This window comes from Streptomyces sp. NBC_01013 (assembly GCF_045162765.1).
Classification (GTDB): domain Bacteria; phylum Actinomycetota; class Actinomycetes; order Streptomycetales; family Streptomycetaceae; genus Streptomyces.
Map to the genome: position 1 here is coordinate 4,142,247 of NZ_CP108687.1, position 19,699 is coordinate 4,161,945.

Below are 19,699 nucleotides of genomic sequence, written 5' to 3' on the forward strand. Positions count from 1 at the left end.
AGGGAGCAACCGGAATGGGTTCGGTTCGCGTAGCCATCGTCGGCGTGGGCAACTGCGCCGCCTCGCTGGTCCAGGGCGTCGAGTACTACAAGGACGCCGATCCGGCCGGCAAGGTGCCCGGTCTGATGCACGTCCAGTTCGGCGAGTACCACGTGCGGGACGTCGAGTTCGTCGCCGCCTTCGACGTCGACGCGAAGAAGGTCGGCCTCGACCTCTCGGACGCCATCGGCGCCAGCGAGAACAACACCATCAAGCTCTGCGACGTGCCGAACGCCGGCGTCACCGTCCAGCGCGGCCACACCCACGACGGGCTCGGCAAGTACTACCGCGAGACCATTGAGGAGTCGGCCGAGGCCCCGGTCGACATCGTCCAGATCCTCAAGGACCGCAAGGTCGACGTTCTCGTCTGCTACCTGCCGGTCGGTTCCGAGGTCGCTGCGAAGTTCTACGCGCAGTGCGCCATCGACGCCAAGGTCGCGTTCGTCAACGCCCTCCCGGTCTTCATCGCCGGCACCAAGGAGTGGGCGGACAAGTTCACCGAGGCCGGTGTCCCGATCGTCGGCGACGACATCAAGTCGCAGGTCGGCGCCACCATCACGCACCGCGTCATGGCGAAGCTGTTCGAGGACCGGGGTGTCGTCCTGGACCGCACGATGCAGCTGAACGTCGGCGGCAACATGGACTTCAAGAACATGCTCGAGCGTGAGCGCCTTGAGTCCAAGAAGATCTCCAAGACGCAGGCCGTCACCTCGCAGATCCGTGACCGCGAGCTCGGTGCGGACAACGTCCACATCGGCCCGTCGGACTACGTGGCCTGGCTGGACGACCGCAAGTGGGCGTACGTGCGCCTTGAGGGCCGCGCCTTCGGTGACGTTCCGCTCAACCTGGAGTACAAGCTCGAGGTCTGGGACTCCCCGAACTCGGCCGGTGTCATCATCGACGCCGTCCGCGCTGCGAAGATCGCCAAGGACCGCGGCATCGGCGGCCCGATCCTCTCCGCGTCCTCGTACTTCATGAAGTCCCCGCCGGTCCAGTACTTCGACGACGAGGCCCGCGAGAACGTCGAGAAGTTCATCCGTGGTGAGGTCTCCAACTGACCCACCTGAAACGGTGCGTCGGCGCGGTGTGGTGAGGAGCGGCAACGCTCCTCGACTCCCGCACCGTTGAGGGTCCCCGGGCAATCCGCCCGGGGACCCTCAACGTATGTGACCCTTGCTTCCATGCCCGTCGTGCGTGACCTGCGCGTACTCCTGCGCCTTCGGAACTTCCGCCGCCTGCTGGCCGTGCGGATCCTGTCCCAGTCGGCCGACGGCGTCTATCAGGTGGCCCTCGCGGCGCATGTCGTCTTCTCCCCGGAGAAGCAGGCGTCCGCCGGTGCCATCGCCTCTGCGATGGCGGTACTCCTGCTGCCCTACTCGCTCATCGGCCCGTTCGCCGGTGTACTGCTGGACCGCTGGCCGCGTCGGCAGGTCTTCCTCTACGGCAATCTGCTGCGCGCCACCCTCGCCTGCTGTACCGCTCTGCTGATCCTCGGCTCGGCCCCCGACTGGCTCTTCTACGCCTCGGCGCTCTGCGTCACGGCGGTCAATCGCTTCGTCCTGGCCGGCCTCTCCGCCGCGCTCCCACGCGTCGTCGCCCCGGATCTGCTGGTGCTGGCCAACTCACTGTCGCCGACCGCGGGCACGTTGGCGGCCACCGCGGGCGGTGGTCTCGCCTTTGCCGTACGGCTGATCATCGCGGACTCCGATGCCGCGGTGGTGCTCCTGGGCGCAGGGCTCTATCTGGCTTCGGCGCTGGCGTCCCTCAGTCTCGCTTCCAACCTGCTGGGGCCGGACCGGAGTGGGAGCCACCTCCGCCTGCGGACGGCTCTGACCACTACCGCGCGCGGCCTTCGTCATGGGGTGCGCCATCTGGCGGAGCGTAAGAGCGCATCCCTGGCGCTGGCCGCCATGACCGTGATCCGCTTCTGCTACGGGGCGTTGACGATCATGGTCCTGATGCTGTGCCGCTACGCGTGGACCGACAACGAGTCCGACGGACTGGCGCTGCTCGGCCTGGCGGTGGGGGTGTCCGGTGCGGGGTTCTTCGCGGCGGCCGTACTGACCCCATGGGCTGCAGGGCGACTGGGCACGTTTCGCTGGATGGTGGTGTGCGCGGCGGCGGCAGCTGTCCTTGTACCCGCGCTGGGGCTCTGGTTCAGACCCCTGCCCATGCTCATCGCGGCGTTCGTCCTAGGGCTGGTCACTCAGGGAGCGAAGATCGCGACGGACACGGTGGTACAGACGGCCGTGGACGACTCGTTCCGCGGTCGGATCTTCTCGCTCTATGACGTGCTGTTCAACGTGGCCTTCGTCAGCGCCGCAGGCGCCTCCGCGCTACTCCTGCCTGCTGACGGAAGGTCGACAACAGTGGTGATCGGAGTGGCCCTGCTCTACGCCACGGTGGCCGTGATGCTGTTGCGATGGAACAGGAACGACTGACGGCGCTGTTTCACGTGAAACAGCGCCGGTCCGCTGCGGGTCATGTTTCACGTGAAACATGACCCACCCCCTCGGGCAGAGTGGCCATCGCGGCCTCAGCTCTGCGCCGCCCACCACTTCTTGAGCTCGGCCACAGCAGCGTCATGCTCCATCGGCCCGTTCTCCAGGCGAAGCTCAAGCAGGAATGCGTAAGCCTTGCCGATCACCGGACCGGGGCCGACGTCCAGGATGCGCATGATCTCGTTACCGTCCAGGTCCGGTCGGATCGACTCCAGTTCCTCCTGGTCCCGCAACTGGGCAATGCGCTCTTCCAGCCCGTCGTAGGTCCGCGACAGGGCACTGGCCTTGCGCTTGTTCCGCGTGGTGCAGTCCGAACGAGTCAGCTTGTGGAGCCGCTCCAGCAGGGGGCCGGCATCGCGTACGTAGCGACGGACCGCGGAGTCGGTCCACTCTCCGTCGCCGTATCCGTGGAAGCGCAGATGCAGTTCCACCAGCTTCGCAACGTCCTTGACCATCTCGTTGGAGTACTTGAGCTCGGTCAGTCGCTTCTTGACCATCTTGGCGCCCACCACCTCGTGGTGATGGAACGAGACCCGCCCGTCCTTCTCGAACCGCCGAGTCCTGGGCTTGCCGATGTCGTGGAGCAGGGCCGCGAGACGCAGAACGAGGTCCGGGCCGTCCTCCTCCAGGTCGATCGCCTGCTCCAAGACGGTCAGGGAGTGCTCGTACACGTCCTTGTGACGGTGATGCTCGTCACTTTCCAGCCTGAGCGCAGGAAGCTCGGGAAGGACCTGCTCCGCCAGTCCTGTGTCGACGAGAAGTGCCAGCCCCTTCCGGGGATGCGAGGAGAGCAGGAGCTTGTTGAGTTCTTCCCTCACCCTCTCTGCCGAGACGATCTCGATCCGGCCCGCCATTTCCGTCATCGCTGCGACGACGTCGGGAGCGACCTCGAAATCCAGCTGCGCGGCAAACCGCGCAGCGCGCAGCATGCGCAGCGGGTCATCCGAAAAGGAGTCCTCAGGCGTCCCCGGGGTGCGAAGCACACGCTCCGCCAGGTCATCGAGACCGCCGTGCGGATCGACGAACTCCTTCTGCGGGAGCGCGACCGCCATGGCATTTACCGTGAAATCGCGGCGGACGAGATCTTCCTCGATGGAATCACCGTAGGAAACCTCAGGCTTTCGCGAGGTCCTGTCGTACGCCTCGGACCGGTATGTGGTGACTTCGATCTGGTAGCCGTCCTTCTGGGCGCCCACTGTGCCGAAGGCGATCCCGACCTCCCACACCGAGTCCGCCCAGGGCCTGACGATCTTCAGCACGTCCTCGGGGCGCGCGTCGGTCGTGAAGTCCAGATCGTTCCCCAGGCGGCCGAGGAGCGCGTCCCGGACCGAGCCGCCGACCAGGGCAAGACTGAATCCGGCATCCTGGAATCGGCGGGCGAGGTCGTCGGCGACCGGGGACACCCGCAGCAGTTCGCTGACTGCGCGGAGCTGCACCTGGGTCAGGGCGCTGGAGTTGTCTTCATTGGCGTTCGGCACAACAGAAAAGGGTACGTGCCCGGACCGGCCCGGGCGTCATGGTTTCCGCTCGCCCTGCGAGACTCTCCCGATCATGTGGCTGACTCCCCGGCACTTGGTCACGGCGCACATCGTTACCATGCGGGGACGCAGCAACGGACAACGAGTGACAGCAGCTGACGACGACGAGGGACGGGTACGCGTGGCCGAGGCGGCAGACATCCAGGGGATGAGTCCCTCTCCTGCCCGCCGGTGGCTCCGGCGCACAGCCACCGCGCTCGCCGGGGCTCCGCTCGTCGCTGCCCTGCTGGCCGGGGTCGCCGTCCCGCAGGCGCAGGCGGGTGGAACGAGCAAGGCTCCGCCCGAGACCAGCACCGTCTCGGTCTCCCTGGACACCGTGACACCGAGCGCCCCTGTGAAGGGGGACACGCTCACCGTCTCCGGCACCGTGACCAACAGGGGCAAGGCGGCCGTCACCGACGCGCAGGTAGATCTGCGTGTGGGTCCGAAGCTGTACGGCAGGACCTCGATCGACGCGGCGGCTCAGCGCACCGGCTACGTCCCCGGGACGGATCCCTACCCCCTCGGGGGCAAGTACACGGTCAAGATCGCGAAGCTGGCTTCGGGTATCAGCCAGGACTTCACTCTGTCCGTGCCAGTCAGCAAGCTGGACCTCGGCGATGACGGCGTCTACCAACTGGGCGTCTCGTTGTCGGGCCGGACAGCTCTTGCTCAGTACGACCACGTGCTGGGCATCAAGCGGACGTTTCTGCCCTGGCAGAACAAGGACAGTGACTCGAAGTCCGGCATCAGCTACCTCTGGCCGCTGATCGCTCCGGCGCATCTCACCGCAGAGACCGGCTCCGACGAGCAGCAGACTCCGGTGTTCGCCGATGACGACCTGGCCGCGGAGATCGCGCCGGGCGGCCGCCTTGAGCGCATGGTGTCGCTCGGCAGCCAGCTGCCCGTGACCTGGGTCATCGACCCGGATCTGCTTGCCAGTGTCGATGCCATGACCAAGAGCTATCGCGTCAAGTCGGGTGACACCACGGTCGCCGGAACGAACCAGGCGGTGGCCAAGAAGTGGCTCAGCTCGCTGGAAGCGGCCGTGGCCGAGGGCAAGGTCGTCGCCCTGCCCTTCGGTGATCCCGACCTGGCCTCCATCGCGCACCGCGGCAAGAACGTCTCGGGCACGCTCAGCCACCTCCAGACGGCCAGCGAGGTCGCCGGGATGACCGTGGAGACGATCCTCCACATGAAGCCGTCGACCGATTTCGCCTGGCCCGTCGACGGTGCGATCGACCCGTCCATCGTGGACGTCGCCACCTCCACCGGGGCCCACAACGTGATCGCCCGCAGCGACAGCCTTCAGGAGACCGCCGGCCTGCCCTACACGCCGACCGCTGCGAGGCCCATCGGTGGCGGCACCACCGCGGTGGTCTCCGACGCCCGTCTCTCCACGGCCTTCCAGGGCGACATGTCGAAGGCCGGGGACTCCACGCCCGCCGTGCAGAAGTTCCTGGCCCTCACGCTCGCCCTGTCCGAGCAGGACACGGACAAGGACCGAAGCATCGTCGTGGCGCCCCAGCGGATGCCCACCATCGCCCAGGCCCAGACGATGGCCCGCGCGCTTCACACCCTCGACGACGGGCGCTGGACGCAGTCCCAGACCCTGATGCAGGCCGCGGCGGCGAAGCCCGACGCAGAGGCGACCACCACGGTCCCCCGGACCTCCCAGTACCCCAAGAGGCTGCGCAGCCAGGAGCTGCCCACACAGGCCTTCCAGGACATCAAATCCACCCAGGCCTCCCTCGACGACTTCCAGGTCATCCTCACGCAGCCCGACCGGGTGGTGACCCCCTTCGGGAACGCGGTCAACCGCTCCATGTCGACATCGTGGCGGGGCAAGCCGCTGGAGGCCCAGCGGTACCGGGACTCGGTACGCACATACCTCCAGGGCCTCATCAGCGAGGTCCAGCTCATCTCGAAGTCGGATGTCACGCTTTCCGGCCGCAGCGCCACGATTCCCGTGACCGTGCAGAACCGACTGCTGCAGGACGTCAAGCACCTGGTGCTCAGGCTGAAGTCGGAGAATGCGACGCGCCTTGAGCTGAACAACGGCGGAGCAGTGGCGGAGCAGCCGATCCAGATCGGCGCCGGCCACAGCCAGTCCGTGAAGTTCGACGCCGCGGCCAATATCAACGGCCAGGTACAGATGACCGCTCAGCTCTACACGGAGGACGGCAGGCCGTACGGCGCGGAGATGGCGTTCACCGTGAAGGTGTCCGAGCTCACGCCGACCGTGCTGCTCGTGATCGCCGGAGGGCTTCTGCTCCTGGTTCTCGCCGGCATCCGGATGTATGCACATCGCAAGCGCGCCAACGCGGGCGGCGCGGCGGGCGACGACGGCAGTGAACCCGAGCAGCCGAGTGACCCGGCGCCGGACACCGGTCCCGAAAGCACGAAGCCGTCGGGCACGGGTGAGAAAGTGGACCGTTGAGCGATGTCTGTCGTGGCCGGTCGGCCGGGGACGATGAGGTGGGGTTTCGATGAACGCGCCGTACGACGGTGACCGCGGTCAGGGTACGGGCGGAGCTGGGTCTTCCGGCGGGCCTCCGGTGCCGCCCGGGCCGGAGCAGATGCCCCCGCCCCCCGACCCCTACCTTCAGGCGGCGTACGACTACGACCCCTATCGGTCCCAGGATCTCTCCGCTCAGGACCCGGTGAGCGAGGCGCTGTACGACCGCGCCGCGCATCCGCCGCCGCCTCCTGGCTACTACCAGCAGCCGCAGCCGCTCTACCAGCAGCCGCCTGCCGCCCAGTACCCACCCGACCCCCGGATCTGGGCGCAGACCCCGCCCCCCGAGCCGGACGGCCCGTCCCGCCACCTGCCGTACGGGGACGACGCCGCGACCACCCAGTTCGTGGGCGTGGACGACCTCGTCACGCAGGCATCGACGAACCCCCAGGAGCCGGACGCGTTCGCCCACCTCTTCCGGGACCAGGAGGGCCCTGCCGGGTCTCCGGCTCCGGACCGGCCCGAGCCGGCCCCGGCCCCCTCGCCGCCGAAGTCCGGCGGTGGCCGGGCATCCGGTCTGCTGAAGTCCAGCGCGATCATGGCCGCCGGCACCCTCGTCTCGCGGCTCACCGGCTTCGTCCGCAGTCTGGTGATCACCGCGGCCCTCGGCGCAGCCCTGCTCGGCGACAGCTTCACCATCGCGTACACGCTGCCGACGATGATCTACATCCTCACCGTCGGCGGAGGCCTCAACTCCGTCTTCGTCCCCCAGCTCGTCCGCTCGATGAAGGACGACGAGGACGGCGGTGAGGCTTATGCGAACCGGCTGCTGACCCTGGTGATGGTCGCGCTGGGCCTGATCGTCGCCCTCGCGGTCTTCGCCGCGCCCTTCCTCATCCGTCTGATGTCGTCGACGATCTCCAACGACCCGGCGGCCAACAACGTGGCCACCACCTTCGCGCGGTACTGCCTGCCCACCATCTTCTTCATGGGTGTGCACGTGGTCATGGGCCAGATCCTCAACGCTCGTGGGAAGTTCGGCGCGATGATGTGGACCCCGGTCCTCAACAACATCGTCATGATCTTCACGTTCGGCCTGTTCATCTGGGTCTACGGCACCTCGCACGAGTCCCACATGGGCGTCCAGACGATCCCGCCGGAGGGCGTCCGTCTGCTGGGTGTAGGAACCCTGCTCGGTTTGGTCGTCCAGGCCCTGGCCATGATCCCGTATCTGCGTGAGGCCGGATTCCGCTTCCGTCCGCGCTTCGACTGGCGGGGCCACGGGCTCGGCAAGACGGTCAAGCTGGCCAAGTGGACGGTGCTGTTCGTCTTCGCCAACCAGGCCGGTGTGCTGGTCGTCACCCAGCTCGCGACCTCCGCCGGCAAGGCGTCGGGCCAGAACGGGGCGGGCTTCCTCGCGTACTCCAACGCGCAGCTGATCTGGGGCATGCCGCAGGCGATCATCACTGTCTCGGTCATGGCCGCCCTGCTGCCGCGCATCTCCCGCGCCGCCCACGACAACGACCCGGGCGCGGTCCGCGACGACATCTCGCAGGGACTACGCAACTCGGCGGTGGCCATCGTGCCGGTCGCCTTCGCGTTCCTCGCCCTGGGCGTACCGATGTGCACCCTGCTCTACGCCTCCAGCGGGCCCGAAGCCGCTCGCTCCATGGGCTTCATCCTGATGGCCTTCGGCCTCGGTCTGATCCCCTACTCCGTGCAGTACGTGGTGCTGCGAGGGTTCTACGCGTACGAGGACACCCGGACGCCCTTCTACAACACCGTCATCGTCGCCCTGGTCAATGCGGCCGCCTCGGCCGTCTGCTACGTCGTGCTGCCCGCCCAGTGGGCCGTGGTCGGCATGGCCGCCTCGTACGGGCTCGCCTACGCCGTCGGCGTCGGTATCGCCTGGCGGCGGCTGCGCAACCGCCTCGGCGGCGATCTGGACGGCGCCCACGTCGTACGCACCTACGCTCGGCTGTGTCTCGCCGCACTCCCCGCCACCGTCCTCGGCGGGGCTGTGGGATTCGGCCTGCTCCACGCGCTCGGCGACGGCGCCTTCAGCTCGCTCGTCGCATTGGTCTGCGGCGGGGCCATGCTGCTGGGAGTGTTCTTCGTCGCGGCGAAGCGCATGCGGATCGAGGAGATCAACGGCATGGTCGGCATGATTCGCGGACGACTCGGCCGCTGAGGATCATCGGCCCGCACAACCATCACCGGTATCTGCGTGTCGTGCATAGGGCCGGAGTGTGGGCACAATTGGCGTGACTGTGCGGGGCTGGCTGGCATCGCCCAACGGATGGGGAGGCAGGAACGACGGTGGCGGAACGTAGCACGGCCGCCGTCGACGTGGCAGACAACAGTGGTGACGAACCGCTGGCCGCGAAGGCGGACGAGGCCACGAGCGACGGTACGGCGGAAGCCCAGGACTCAACGGGCTCAGGCCCTCAGGACGCGGAGAGCGAGCCGAGTAGCTCCGAGACCACCATCTCGACCCCTGATCTGCACAGCGGTCACAAGCTTGCCGGGCGCTACCGGCTCGAAGAATGCGTCACCCGTCTGGACGGGTTCAGCAGCTGGCGCGCTGTCGACGAGAAACTGCGCCGCGCGGTGGGCGTACACCTCCTGCCTGCGGACCATCCGCGGGCCCGCTCCGTGCTGGCCGCGGCCCGTTCCTCCGCCCTGCTCGGCGACCCCCGCTTCGTGCAGGTCCTCGACGCGGTGGAAGAGAACGATCTCGTCTACGTCGTCCACGAATGGCTCCCGGACGCCACCGAGCTGACCGCCCTCCTCGGCGCGGGACCGATGGAAGCTCACGACGCCTACCAGCTCGTCAGCCAGATCTCCCAGGCCATGGCGGCCGCCCACCGCGAGGGCCTGGCGCATCTACGGCTGACGCCTGGAGCGGTGCTGCGCAGCTCCTCGGGTCAATACCGCATCCGTGGCCTCGCGGTGAACGCCGCGCTGCGGGGAATCACCTCCGACGGACCACAGCGCGCCGACACCGAGGCGATCGGCGCCCTTCTCTACGCCGCGCTGACCCAGCGCTGGCCTTACGAGAACGATGCCTACGGCCTCACCGGGCTTCCCAAGGGTGTGGGGCTGATCGCGCCGGACCAGGTGCGGGCCGGAGTCCACCGCGGTCTCTCCGAGATCGCCATGCGGGCGCTCGCCAATGACGGGGCCACTGCTTCCCGTCAGGAACAGCCGTGCACCACCCCGGACGAGCTCGCCAAAGCCGTTGCGGCGATGCCGCGCATCCGCCCCCCCGAGCCCACGTTCACCGCGCCGCCCGAGTACCAGCGGACGACGTACCAGCAGGGCACCTACGGCCGGCCGGCCGGCCCCGGCCCCGGCATCACCCAGCCCGTCGCAGTACCTCCCGCGCCGCTCCAGAGCCGTACCGGGAAGGCCCTCAAGTGGGCGGTTTCGGCGCTACTCATCGCGGCTCTGGGTCTCGGCAGCTGGCAGCTCGCGGAGACGCTCCTCGACCGCGACAAGAGCTCGGACGACCCGGGAACCACACAGACCAACCCGGAGAACGGCGACAAACCGAAACCCCGGCCTGCCGGTCCGCTGAAGATCGCCGGTGCCGCGGAGTTCATGCCCAGCGGCTCAGGCATCAGTCAGGGCGACGCACCGAACACCGTCGACGGCGAGCCGGACACCTCATGGATCACTCCGCGCTACCTGGGCTTCCCGAATTTCGGCAACATCGCACCCCGCAAGGACGGCAGCGGGATAGTCGTTGACCTGGGCAGCGTGCAGGACGTCTCGGGTATCGATGTCACCATGTACCGCAGCGGACAGAAGGCAGAGGTTCTGGCGGCAGACGAGAGCGCTTCCGCGCCTTCGTCCCTCTCGGACTTCCCGCAGCACCTCACCCAGCTGGGGACGGCAGGCAGCACTCTCAAGGAAACCCTCGCCAAGCCAGTGCGGACCCGCTACGTCCTGATTCACATCACGGAGCTTCCACAGGACGACACCGGCGGCGGGTATCGCGGAGGAATTTCGGAGATCTCTGTTCTCGGCTGATCAGCCCTCCCCCTTCCCGCCCCAACCGTGATAGACAGACTGACCTTGATTCGGAGAGAGGGAGGGGGAGGGGGAGGTGGCCGCCGAGCCGTCCGGACAACTCAGCGACTCAGACCTCCTCGCTCGCCACGTAGCCGGTGAACCGGACGCCTTCGGTGAGCTCGTACGGCGTCATCGCGACCGGCTGTGGGCCGTGGCGCTGCGAACCTTGGGTGACCGCGAGGAAGCGGCTGATGCCGTGCAGGACGCCTTGATCTCCGCCTTCCGCGCCGCTCACACGTTCCGCGGGCAGTCGGCCGTCACCACCTGGCTGCACCGCATCACGGTCAATGCCTGTCTCGACCGGGTCCGTAAGGCCTCTTCCCGTAAGACCGCACCGGTCGACGACCCTGAGCGCTTCGATCAACTCCTGGAGCCGCACGAGTCCGCTGAGGCGCCTGCCGAACGGCAGGACCTTCAGCGCGAGCTGCTCGATGCGCTGGCCACCCTCCCTGCCGAACAACGCGCTGCGCTCGTCCTCGTTGACATGCAGGGGTATCCGGTAGCGGAGGCTGCCCTGATCCTTGAAGTGCCGGTCGGTACCGTGAAGAGCCGCTGCGCGCGGGGACGCGCGCGGCTGGCCCCTCAGCTCACCCATCTCCGCAGCGGCGGGAAAGACAGCGAGGGGTCGAGGGCGGAAGGGAACCGGACGCCGAGAGCATCCGTCCCATCGGCGGCGAGCCCAATAGATGCGGGCACGAGCGATCCAGCGGCAGCGAAGGGCGGAGGTGGACGCGCATGACATCGACAACCGACACGACCCAGCACCCGGACGTCTCCGAGATCTCCGACCTCACCGAGGGCCTGCTCTCCCCGTCCCGCGCGGCCGACGTCAAGCGACACATGGCCGGGTGTGAACTCTGCACCGACGTGCACACCTCGCTGGAGGAGATCCGCGAGCTGCTCGGCGCGCTCCCCGCCCCGGAGCCCATGCCCTCCGACATCGCAGATCGCATGGACGCCGCACTCGCGGAGGAAGCCCGCTCCTCCCACGGAGCGCGGGAAACCGCGATCAATGTTTCACGTGAAACGACATGTGCTGGGGCTGCCTCGGAAGTCGCGGACCGCCCGGTCGGGCACTCACGTGCTGCGACGGGCCCCGGCCGTCGCCCAGCACGGCGGCGTCGGCGCACTGCGGTGCTCGGCGCCGCCCTCGGAGCGGCCGTGGTCGGCGTGAGCATCTTCCTGCTGCAGAACGTCCAGCTTTCCCAGGGCAGTAGCGACGCCACCGCTCTGGACAGTGGTTCCGCCCAGGCGAAAACCGAGTCGCACGCGTTCTCGCAGTCCACGCTGGAAGACCGGGTCAACAGCCTGCTGGGCTCTCGCACCGACGCTGCCAGCCCGCAGGACTCCAGTAGTCAGGAACAGGACCCGTCCGCTGACACGAAGTCCTCGCCGCAATCCGCATCACCCCAAGCCCCGCTCCGGGCGCCGACCGTAGCGGTCCCTTCCTGCGTGAAGCAGGGCATAGGCCGGAGCACGGCAGCCCTGGCCATGGAGCGCGGGACCTACGAAGGCACTGATGCCTTCCTCGTCGTCCTGCCGCACCCCTCGGACACCACCAGGGTCCAGGCCTACGTCGTCGACGCCGCATGTGTCGGCGCCGAGCCCGCAGCCAAGGGGAAGCTCCTGCTGACGCACGCCTACGCACGCCCCTGAAAGCCAGGCGGATGCCGCCCGGGCACGTCGGGAATGCATCCCCCGTAGGATCCGTTGGGTGGGGTGAGAGTCGTTGAACCGACCCCCGGTAGGCGTGGACAGTAGGCAGTCTGCAGAGACGAGGAAGAAACCCGTGAGCGACGTGCGTAATGTGATCATCATCGGCTCCGGCCCAGCGGGCTACACAGCCGCCCTGTACACCGCGCGCGCCTCGCTGAAGCCGCTGGTGTTCGAGGGTGCTGTCACCGCCGGTGGCGCTCTGATGAACACCACCGACGTGGAGAACTTCCCCGGTTTCCAGGACGGAATCATGGGCCCGGAGCTCATGGACAACATGCGCGCCCAGGCCGAGCGCTTCGGGGCTGAGCTCATCCCTGACGACGTGATCTCCGTGGACCTCACCGGTGACATCAAGACGGTCACTGACACCGCCGGCACGGTTCACCGCGCCAAGGCCGTCATCGTCACCACGGGCTCGCAGCACCGCAAGCTTGGTCTGCCCAACGAGGACGCCCTCTCCGGACGTGGCGTCTCCTGGTGTGCGACCTGCGATGGCTTCTTCTTCAAGGACCAGGACATCGCCGTGGTCGGGGGTGGCGACACCGCGATGGAAGAGGCCACGTTCCTCTCTCGCTTCGCCAAGTCCGTCACCATCGTCCACCGCCGCGACTCCCTGCGTGCCTCCAAGACCATGCAGGACCGCGCGTTCGCGGACCCGAAGATCAAGTTCGCCTGGGACAGCGAGGTCGCCGGTGTCAACGGCGACCAGAAGCTCTCCGGTCTGACCCTGCGCAACACGAAGACCGGTGAGACCTCCGAGCTCGCCGTGACCGGCCTGTTCATCGCCGTCGGCCACGACCCGCGCACCGAGCTCTTCAAGGGCCAGCTCGACCTTGACGACGAGGGCTACCTCAAGGTGGCCGCCCCCTCGACGCGCACCAACCTCACCGGTGTCTTCGGCGCCGGAGACGTCGTCGACCACACCTACCGGCAGGCCATCACTGCTGCCGGCACCGGATGCTCCGCCGCTCTCGACGCCGAGCGCTTTCTGGCCGCGCTCGCCGACGACGAGAAGTCCGCTGCAGTCACCGTCTGATCCACGCTTCACCCCACACCCCGCGAAGTTAAGGAGGCCGCCGTGGCCGGCGCCCTGAAGAACGTGACCGACGACTCCTTCGACGAGGTCGTCCTGAAGAGTGACAAGCCCGTGCTGGTGGACTTCTGGGCTGCCTGGTGCGGCCCGTGCCGTCAGATCGCCCCCTCCCTGGAGGCCATCGCGGCCGAGCACGGCGAGATTGAGATCGTCAAGCTCAACATCGACGAGAACCCGGCCACTGCTGCGAAGTACGGCGTCATGTCCATCCCGACGCTGAACGTCTACCAGGGTGGCGAGGTCGCCAAGACCATCGTTGGCGCCAAGCCGAAGGCCGCGATCCTGCGCGATCTCGAAGGCTTCATCACCGAGTAGGTCCGTAGAACAGTAGTCCCGTTGTTTCACGTGAAACGGGCCCATCCCTCAGGGGATGGGCCCGTTTCGCTTTCGCTGCACATCGCTCACAGCGGACGCAGCACCGGTTCCTTCTGCACAGCTCCCAGAAGTCGGTCCAACGCCATCTCGACGTCTTCCTTCCACGAAAGCGTCGTACGCAGCTCCAGCCTCAGCCGCGGGTGCACGGGGTGGGGCCGAACCGTCTTGAAGCCCACGGCCAGCAAGTGATCCGCAGGCAGCACACAAGCGGGTTGCTTCCAGCGAGCATCCCCGAAGGCCTCGATTGCCTTGAACCCGCGACGGAGCAGGTCCTTGGCAACCGTCTGCACCATCACCCGGCCCAGCCCTTGGCCTCGGTAGCCCGGGAGAATCAGGGCGGTCATCAGCTGAACCGCATCGGGGGAGACCGGACTCGTCGGGAAGGCCGTTGCTCTCGGCACATAGGCGGGCGGAGCGTAGAGGACGAAGCCGACCGGCACGTCGTCGACGTAGACCACTCGGCCACAGGACCCCCACTCCAGAAGAACGGCGGAGATCCAGGCCTCCTTCTCCTCCTCTGCAGTCCCGCCCTTGACCGCAGCGTCACCACGCACCGGATCGAGCTCCCAGAACACACACGAGCGGCAGCGTTGGGGGAGATCCGACAGGTTGTCCAGCGTGAGCGGTACGAGCCGACGCCCCATGAAGGTCGTTCCTCACTTCCCTCACCCGCCGCGTCGCACGACGGCCGGTGCCCTCCGTTCACGGAGATGGGCAAATGGATATGCGCTACCAGAACGCATCGTATCGACCAAGGAATCAAGCCGACACCGTGAGAGAGCAAAGAGCCGACCGCCTCCCCCAGAAGCAAAAGGCGGGCTGCCCTCCGTGACCCACCGGAAAACAACCCGCCACTCACCACGCAGGACGTCAGCCTTCGTCGTTCCCAGCCGTCTTCTCCGAGGCCGCCGTCTTCTCCGAAGAGGCCGCCTCCTCCTCCGAAGGAGCGTGGTCCAGAACACGGCCCTCACCCGGCGCGAGACTGCCGAGGATGCGGTCCAGATCCTCCATCGAGGCAAACTCGACCACGATCTTCCCCTTCTTCTGCCCGAGGTCGACCTTCACCCTGGTCTCGAACCGGTCGGACAGCCGGGACGCCAGATCGGACAGCGCCGGCGACAGCCGACCGCCCGCCCGTGGGCCCTTGGACTTTGCGGCGGTCGTGGGCCTGGAGCTCATGAGCGTCACGATCTCCTCGACCGCACGCACCGAAAGCCCCTCGGCCACGATGCGATGGGCGAGCTTGTCCTGCTCCTCGGAGTCATCCACCGACAGCAGGGCCCGCGCATGTCCAGCCGAAAGCACCCCGGCCGCGACCCTGCGCTGCACCGGCGGCGACAGCCGCAGCAGGCGCAGGGTGTTGGACACCTGCGGGCGCGAGCGCCCGATCCGGTCGGCCAGCTGGTCGTGGGTGCACTTGAAGTCCTTGAGCAACTGGTCGTACGCAGCCGCCTCTTCCAGGGGGTTCAGCTGCGCCCGGTGCAGGTTCTCCAGAAGCGCGTCCAGGAGCAGCTTCTCGTCATCCGTCGCCCGGACGATCGCTGGGATCTGCTTCAGGTCCGCCTTACGGCAGGCCCTCCAGCGCCGCTCACCCATGATGAGCTCAAAGCGCCCCGGCCCCGTCTTGCGGACAACGACAGGCTGAAGAAGGCCAACCTCCTTGATGGAGGTGACGAGCTCGGCGAGTGCGTCCTCGTCGAACACTTCGCGGGGCTGACGAGGGTTCGGCGTGATCGAGTCGATCGGCAGCTCGGCGAAGTACGCCCCAGCGACCTCCGCCGGCTCACTGGTTCCGTCGGACATCGAGAGGGGAGCGCTCGGCTCCGGCACCACAGGGCTCCCCGAGCCCAGGGTGGTCACCTTGGATACCGCCACGCCACGCTCGGACGTCAGGACCGGCATCGCGCCGGACGCGGAGGTACCCGTCCCTGGGGACGGCACCTGCTTCTCCTGCGGAGCGGCGGGGATCAGGGCACCGAGCCCTCGCCCCAAACCTCTACGACGCTCACTCACTGGATCCCCTCCGAAGTATTCTGCTGGCTGTTCCGCACGCCCGTCTGGGCATGCTGGGCCTCGTATTGGACCCCGACCCCGCGCAACGCGATCTCACGGGCTGCTTCGAGGTACGAGAGCGACCCGCTCGAACCGGGGTCATAGGTCAGCACGGTCTGCCCATAACTCGGCGCTTCCGAGATCCGCACCGAACGGGGAATGCTGGTCCGCAGCACCTCCTTACCGAAGTGGCTGCGCACCTCTTCCGCGACCTGCGACGCAAGCCTGGTGCGGCCGTCGTACATGGTGAGCAGGATCGTCGACACATGGAGATCAGGGTTGAGATGCCCCCGCACCAGGTCGACGTTGCGCAGCAGCTGACCCAGCCCTTCCAGCGCGTAGTACTCGCACTGAATAGGGATCAGCACCTCCGCGCCGGCCACCAGGGCGTTGACCGTCAGCAGGCCGAGCGAGGGCGGGCAGTCGATCAGGATGTAGTCGAGCGGCTGCTCGTAGGCCTGAATCGCCCTCTGTAGTCGGCTCTCCCGCGCCACCAGCGATACCAGCTCGATCTCCGCACCGGCGAGATCGATGGTCGCGGGGGCGCAGAAGAGACCTTCGACGTCCGGAACGGGCTGAACCACGTCGGAGAGCGGCCTGCTCTCCACCAGGACGTCATAGATCGAAGGAACTTCGGCATGGTGGTCGATACCCAGAGCCGTAGAGGCGTTCCCCTGCGGATCGAGGTCAACCACCAGAACGCGCGCGCCATGGAGCGCAAGAGAGGCGGCGAGGTTGACCGTCGACGTGGTTTTACCCACCCCGCCCTTCTGGTTGGCCACCACCATGACCCGCGTCTGGTCAGGCCGCGGCAGGCCCTCGCCGGCACGGCCGAGGGCCTCCACCGCCAGCTGGGCCGCACGACCGATGGGTGTGTCATCCATCGGCGGTGGTGTTTCACGTGAAACACCGTCCCCCGCCGATTCGGTTCGGGGACCGGGGACCGGATCGGTCATCGGTCCCGCGATGTTGGCGTCGGACCGCAAGGATTCACTCTCCTCGACTTCAGGCTCGCAATGAGCAGAGCCTGCCATGCTTTCGGGGTCGCGAACCAGCGAGGCCCGCTCTTCTGTGGATGAATCCACTTCTGTGGACAACTCCGTAGCCCTAACGGGCCTGCGATGGCGAGGGGTGGCGGCCGCACGACCGCGGCCGATGATTCCATGCAGCAGAGAGCGACGTTTCACGTGAAACACGATGCCCCTGCAGCGTAGCTACAGGGGCACGACACTCCGCGCGGGGTAGGTACAGCTGCGCTCAGCGACGACGACGTGTCCGGCTGACCCTCGCGGCCTTGGCACGCTTTGCGGCGAACCTCACACCGCCAGGACTCTCACCGACCACCACCCGCACCACCGTGGACATCGGATCGACGACGCCTTCACCCACGTGAAGCACCTCGGTCTCCACGACCCCGAGCTTACTGAGGGCCGCTCGCGCGCCGTTGATCTCCTCTTCGGCAGTATCACCCTTGAGCGCCAGCATCTCCCCGTACGGGCGGAGCAGGGGCACTCCCCAGCCCGCCAGGCGATCCAGCGGGGCCACTGCTCGGGCCGTCACCACATGAACCGGCGGGAGCGTGCCCAGGACCTCCTCGGCCCGGCCACGGACGACCGTCACGTGGTCCAGCCCCAGAAGCTCGACGACCTCCTGGAGGAAGTTCGTCCGCCGCAGCAGCGGCTCAAGCAGGGTGATCTTCAGGTCCGGCCGCACCAGCGCCAACGGAATCCCCGGAAGGCCGGCACCCGAACCCACATCGCAGACCGTGACGCCCTCGGGAACGACCTCGGAGAGAACAGCACAGTTCAGCAGGTGCCTCTCCCACAGGCGCGGTACCTCCCGCGGGCCGATCAGCCCTCGCTTGACCCCCGCATCGGCCAGCAGTTCCGCGTACCGGACGGCCTCGGGAAAGCACTCACCGAAAACCTCCCGGGCCTCGTCGGGCGCCTGGGGAAGCGCTACTTCCTCCGTCACGGGAACCGTCCTTCCATACCGCAGCACCGCACCATGGGTGGCTGACTAACAGGCTGACAAAGATCGGCCCCGCCTGCGAACAGACGGGGCCGACAGGAGAGGGGCCGGTCAGGCCGGAAGGACGACGACGAAGCGCTGCGGCTCCTCGCCCTCCGACTCGCTGCGCAGGCCCGCGGCCGCAACCGCGTCGTGCACGACCTTGCGCTCGAACGGCGTCATCGGGTCGAGCTTCACCGGCTCGCCGGTGTTCTTGACCTCGTCCGCGGCCTTGGCACCCAGCTCGGCGAGCTCCGTGCGCTTCTTGGCCCGGAAACCGCCGATGTCCAGCATCAGACGGCTCCGGTCACCGGTCTCCCGGTGCACGGCCAGCCGCGTCAGCTCCTGGAGTGCCTCCAGCACCTCACCGTCGCGACCCACGAGCTTCTGCAGTTCACGTGCCGAATCACTGATGATCGAGACCGCGGCCCGGTCCGCCTCGACGTCCATGTCGATGTCGCCGTCCAGGTCGGCGATGTCGAGCAGGCCCTCAAGGTAGTCCGCTGCGATCTCCCCTTCCTGCTCAAGACGGGTCAAGGTGTCGCTGCCCTCAGCGGCCGTGGAGGTGGTGCCTTCCGTCACGGATGGACTCCTTCTTACTTCTTGGACGGGTGCTTGGGCCTCTGCGGGCCCTTGCGCTGTCCGGACTTGGCTTGGCGTGAGGAGCCGGACGCGGGCTTGCCCGCCGGCTTGGACTTCTCGTCCTGCGGTTCGCTCTTCTGCAGGGAGGTCTTGGACTCGGACTCGGTGGAATCGCTGTCCTTGGCCGCGCCCGGATGGGCTGCGGTGGTCTGGCGCTTCGCCTTCGTCTGGCGCTTGGGCTGCTGACGCCGCTGTGCGGCTCCGCCCTCGGCCTCGGCCACGGCGGTGTCGCTCTTGACCACCGTGCCGTCCTCCTGCGGCGCCAGGCCGAGCTTCGCCAGTCCCGTGACGAACTTCCGCTCGATGTCGTTGCGGTCCGGCCCCTTGGACACGATCCGCTTGACCGTGTTGCGCCGGGTCCGGCCCCGCACCTCACCGTGCGTGGTGACGCTCTTCAGAAGGCGCCCGAGGTACTGCTCCTGCGCCTTGCTGCCCGGGGTCGGGTTCTGGTTGATCACGTACATCTGCTGACCCATGGTCCAGACGTTCGTGGTCAGCCAGTAGACGAGGACACCGACGGGGAAGTTGATACCCATGACAGCGAAGATCAGCGGGAAGATGTACATGAGCATCTTCTGCTGCTGCATGTACGGAGTCTTGACCGTCAGGTCGACGTTCTTCGTCATCAGCTGGCGCTGCGTGAAGAACTGCGAGGCCGACATCATCACGATCATGACCGCGGTGACGACCCGGACGTCGGTCAGCGAGGCGCCGAGCGCCTCGACCTTCTCCGCACTGTCCATGAACTTGGCAGCGAGCGGAGCGCCGAAGATGTGGGCCTGACGCGCGCTGTCCAGCAGCGACTGATCGATGACACCGATCTTCTTGTTCGACGCGATGGCCGAGAGCACGTGGTACAGGGCGAAGAAGAACGGCGACTGCGCGATGATCGGAAGGCACGAGGAGAGCGGGTTGGTACCCGTCTCCTTGTACAGCTTCATCATCTCTTCGGACTGACGCTGCTTGTCGCTCTTGTAGCGCTCCTGGATCGCCTTCATCTTCGGCTGGAGCACCTGCATGTTCCGCGTCGACTTGATCTGCTTGACGAACAGCGGGATCAGACAGATACGGATCAGCACCACGAGGGACACGATGGAAAGACCCCAGGCCCATCCCGTGTCAGGGCCGAAGATCGCCCCGTACAACTTGTGGAACTGGACGATGACCCAGGAAACAGGCCACGTGATGAAGCTGAACAGACTGGCAATCGTGTCCACTA

General features: G+C 67.2%; 16 protein-coding genes. 9 read left to right on the top strand and 7 right to left on the bottom strand.

The features are described 5' to 3' along the window. Positions 1-14 precede the first annotated feature (14 nt). Positions 15-1,097 carry an inositol-3-phosphate synthase gene (locus tag OG538_RS17940; RefSeq protein ID WP_385277598.1) on the top strand — a complete coding sequence of 361 codons (1,083 nt, stop codon included), beginning with the start codon at positions 15-17 and terminating at the stop codon, positions 1,095-1,097. 123 nt (positions 1,098-1,220) lie between these two features. Next, entirely contained in the window at positions 1,221-2,480 is a 1,260-nt protein-coding gene (locus OG538_RS17945) for an MFS transporter (RefSeq protein WP_406094763.1), read from the top strand. Positions 2,481-2,575: 95 nt separating this feature from the next. Here OG538_RS17945 and OG538_RS17950 read toward each other — a convergent pair whose 3' ends face one another. Beyond that, positions 2,576-4,018 carry a CCA tRNA nucleotidyltransferase gene (locus OG538_RS17950; protein WP_406094765.1) on the bottom strand — a complete coding sequence of 481 codons (1,443 nt, stop codon included), beginning with the start codon at positions 4,016-4,018 and terminating at the stop codon, positions 2,576-2,578. Between the two features lie 181 nt (positions 4,019-4,199). Between OG538_RS17950 and OG538_RS17955 the strand changes: the two genes are divergently transcribed. From OG538_RS17955 to trxA, 7 genes are all read left to right on the top strand, one after another. Beyond that, positions 4,200-6,497 carry a DUF6049 family protein gene (locus tag OG538_RS17955; protein ID WP_406100193.1) on the top strand — a complete coding sequence of 766 codons (2,298 nt, stop codon included), beginning with the start codon at positions 4,200-4,202 and terminating at the stop codon, positions 6,495-6,497. A gap of 49 nt (positions 6,498-6,546) precedes the next feature. Beyond that, positions 6,547-8,706: a murein biosynthesis integral membrane protein MurJ gene (gene murJ / locus OG538_RS17960; RefSeq protein WP_406094767.1), complete on the top strand. Its 2,160-nt coding sequence runs from the start codon at positions 6,547-6,549 to the stop codon at positions 8,704-8,706. 128 nt (positions 8,707-8,834) lie between these two features. Continuing rightward, positions 8,835-10,550, top strand: coding sequence for a protein kinase family protein (locus OG538_RS17965; protein ID WP_406094769.1), 1,716 nt, complete (start codon positions 8,835-8,837; stop codon positions 10,548-10,550). 76 nt (positions 10,551-10,626) lie between these two features. Next, positions 10,627-11,331 carry an RNA polymerase sigma factor SigM gene (sigM, locus tag OG538_RS17970; RefSeq protein ID WP_406094771.1) on the top strand — a complete coding sequence of 235 codons (705 nt, stop codon included), beginning with the start codon at positions 10,627-10,629 and terminating at the stop codon, positions 11,329-11,331. Further along, on the top strand, positions 11,328-12,248 hold the full coding sequence (locus OG538_RS17975) for an anti-sigma factor family protein (protein WP_406094773.1): 921 nt from the start codon (positions 11,328-11,330) through the stop codon (positions 12,246-12,248). The genes sigM and OG538_RS17975 overlap by 4 nt, the downstream gene beginning before the upstream one ends. Positions 12,249-12,381: 133 nt before the next feature. Beyond that, positions 12,382-13,344, top strand: coding sequence for a thioredoxin-disulfide reductase (trxB, locus tag OG538_RS17980; protein ID WP_406094775.1), 963 nt, complete (start codon positions 12,382-12,384; stop codon positions 13,342-13,344). Positions 13,345-13,386: 42 nt separating this feature from the next. After that, a complete protein-coding gene (gene trxA, locus OG538_RS17985) occupies positions 13,387-13,716 on the top strand; it encodes a thioredoxin (RefSeq protein ID WP_219569130.1) in 330 nt (109 codons plus the stop codon). 86 nt (positions 13,717-13,802) lie between these two features. Here trxA and OG538_RS17990 read toward each other — a convergent pair whose 3' ends face one another. The 6 genes from OG538_RS17990 to yidC form a co-directional block, all read right to left on the bottom strand. After that, on the bottom strand, positions 13,803-14,420 hold the full coding sequence (locus OG538_RS17990; RefSeq protein WP_406094777.1) for a GNAT family N-acetyltransferase: 618 nt from the start codon (positions 14,418-14,420) through the stop codon (positions 13,803-13,805). A gap of 226 nt (positions 14,421-14,646) precedes the next feature. Beyond that, the gene (locus tag OG538_RS17995) at positions 14,647-15,789 is read right to left on the bottom strand and encodes a ParB/RepB/Spo0J family partition protein (protein WP_406094779.1); all 1,143 of its coding nucleotides are present in this window, start codon (positions 15,787-15,789) and stop codon (positions 14,647-14,649) included. Then, entirely contained in the window at positions 15,786-16,862 is a 1,077-nt protein-coding gene (locus OG538_RS18000) for a ParA family protein (RefSeq protein WP_406100194.1), read from the bottom strand. The genes OG538_RS17995 and OG538_RS18000 overlap by 4 nt, the downstream gene beginning before the upstream one ends. Positions 16,863-17,085: 223 nt before the next feature. Next, positions 17,086-17,802 carry a 16S rRNA (guanine(527)-N(7))-methyltransferase RsmG gene (gene rsmG, locus OG538_RS18005; protein WP_406094781.1) on the bottom strand — a complete coding sequence of 239 codons (717 nt, stop codon included), beginning with the start codon at positions 17,800-17,802 and terminating at the stop codon, positions 17,086-17,088. Between the two features lie 108 nt (positions 17,803-17,910). Continuing rightward, positions 17,911-18,420, bottom strand: coding sequence for a R3H domain-containing nucleic acid-binding protein (locus OG538_RS18010; RefSeq protein ID WP_326737415.1), 510 nt, complete (start codon positions 18,418-18,420; stop codon positions 17,911-17,913). Positions 18,421-18,434: 14 nt separating this feature from the next. Further along, the gene (gene yidC, locus OG538_RS18015; RefSeq protein WP_406094784.1) at positions 18,435-19,697 is read right to left on the bottom strand and encodes a membrane protein insertase YidC; all 1,263 of its coding nucleotides are present in this window, start codon (positions 19,695-19,697) and stop codon (positions 18,435-18,437) included. Positions 19,698-19,699: the final 2 nt, after the last annotated feature.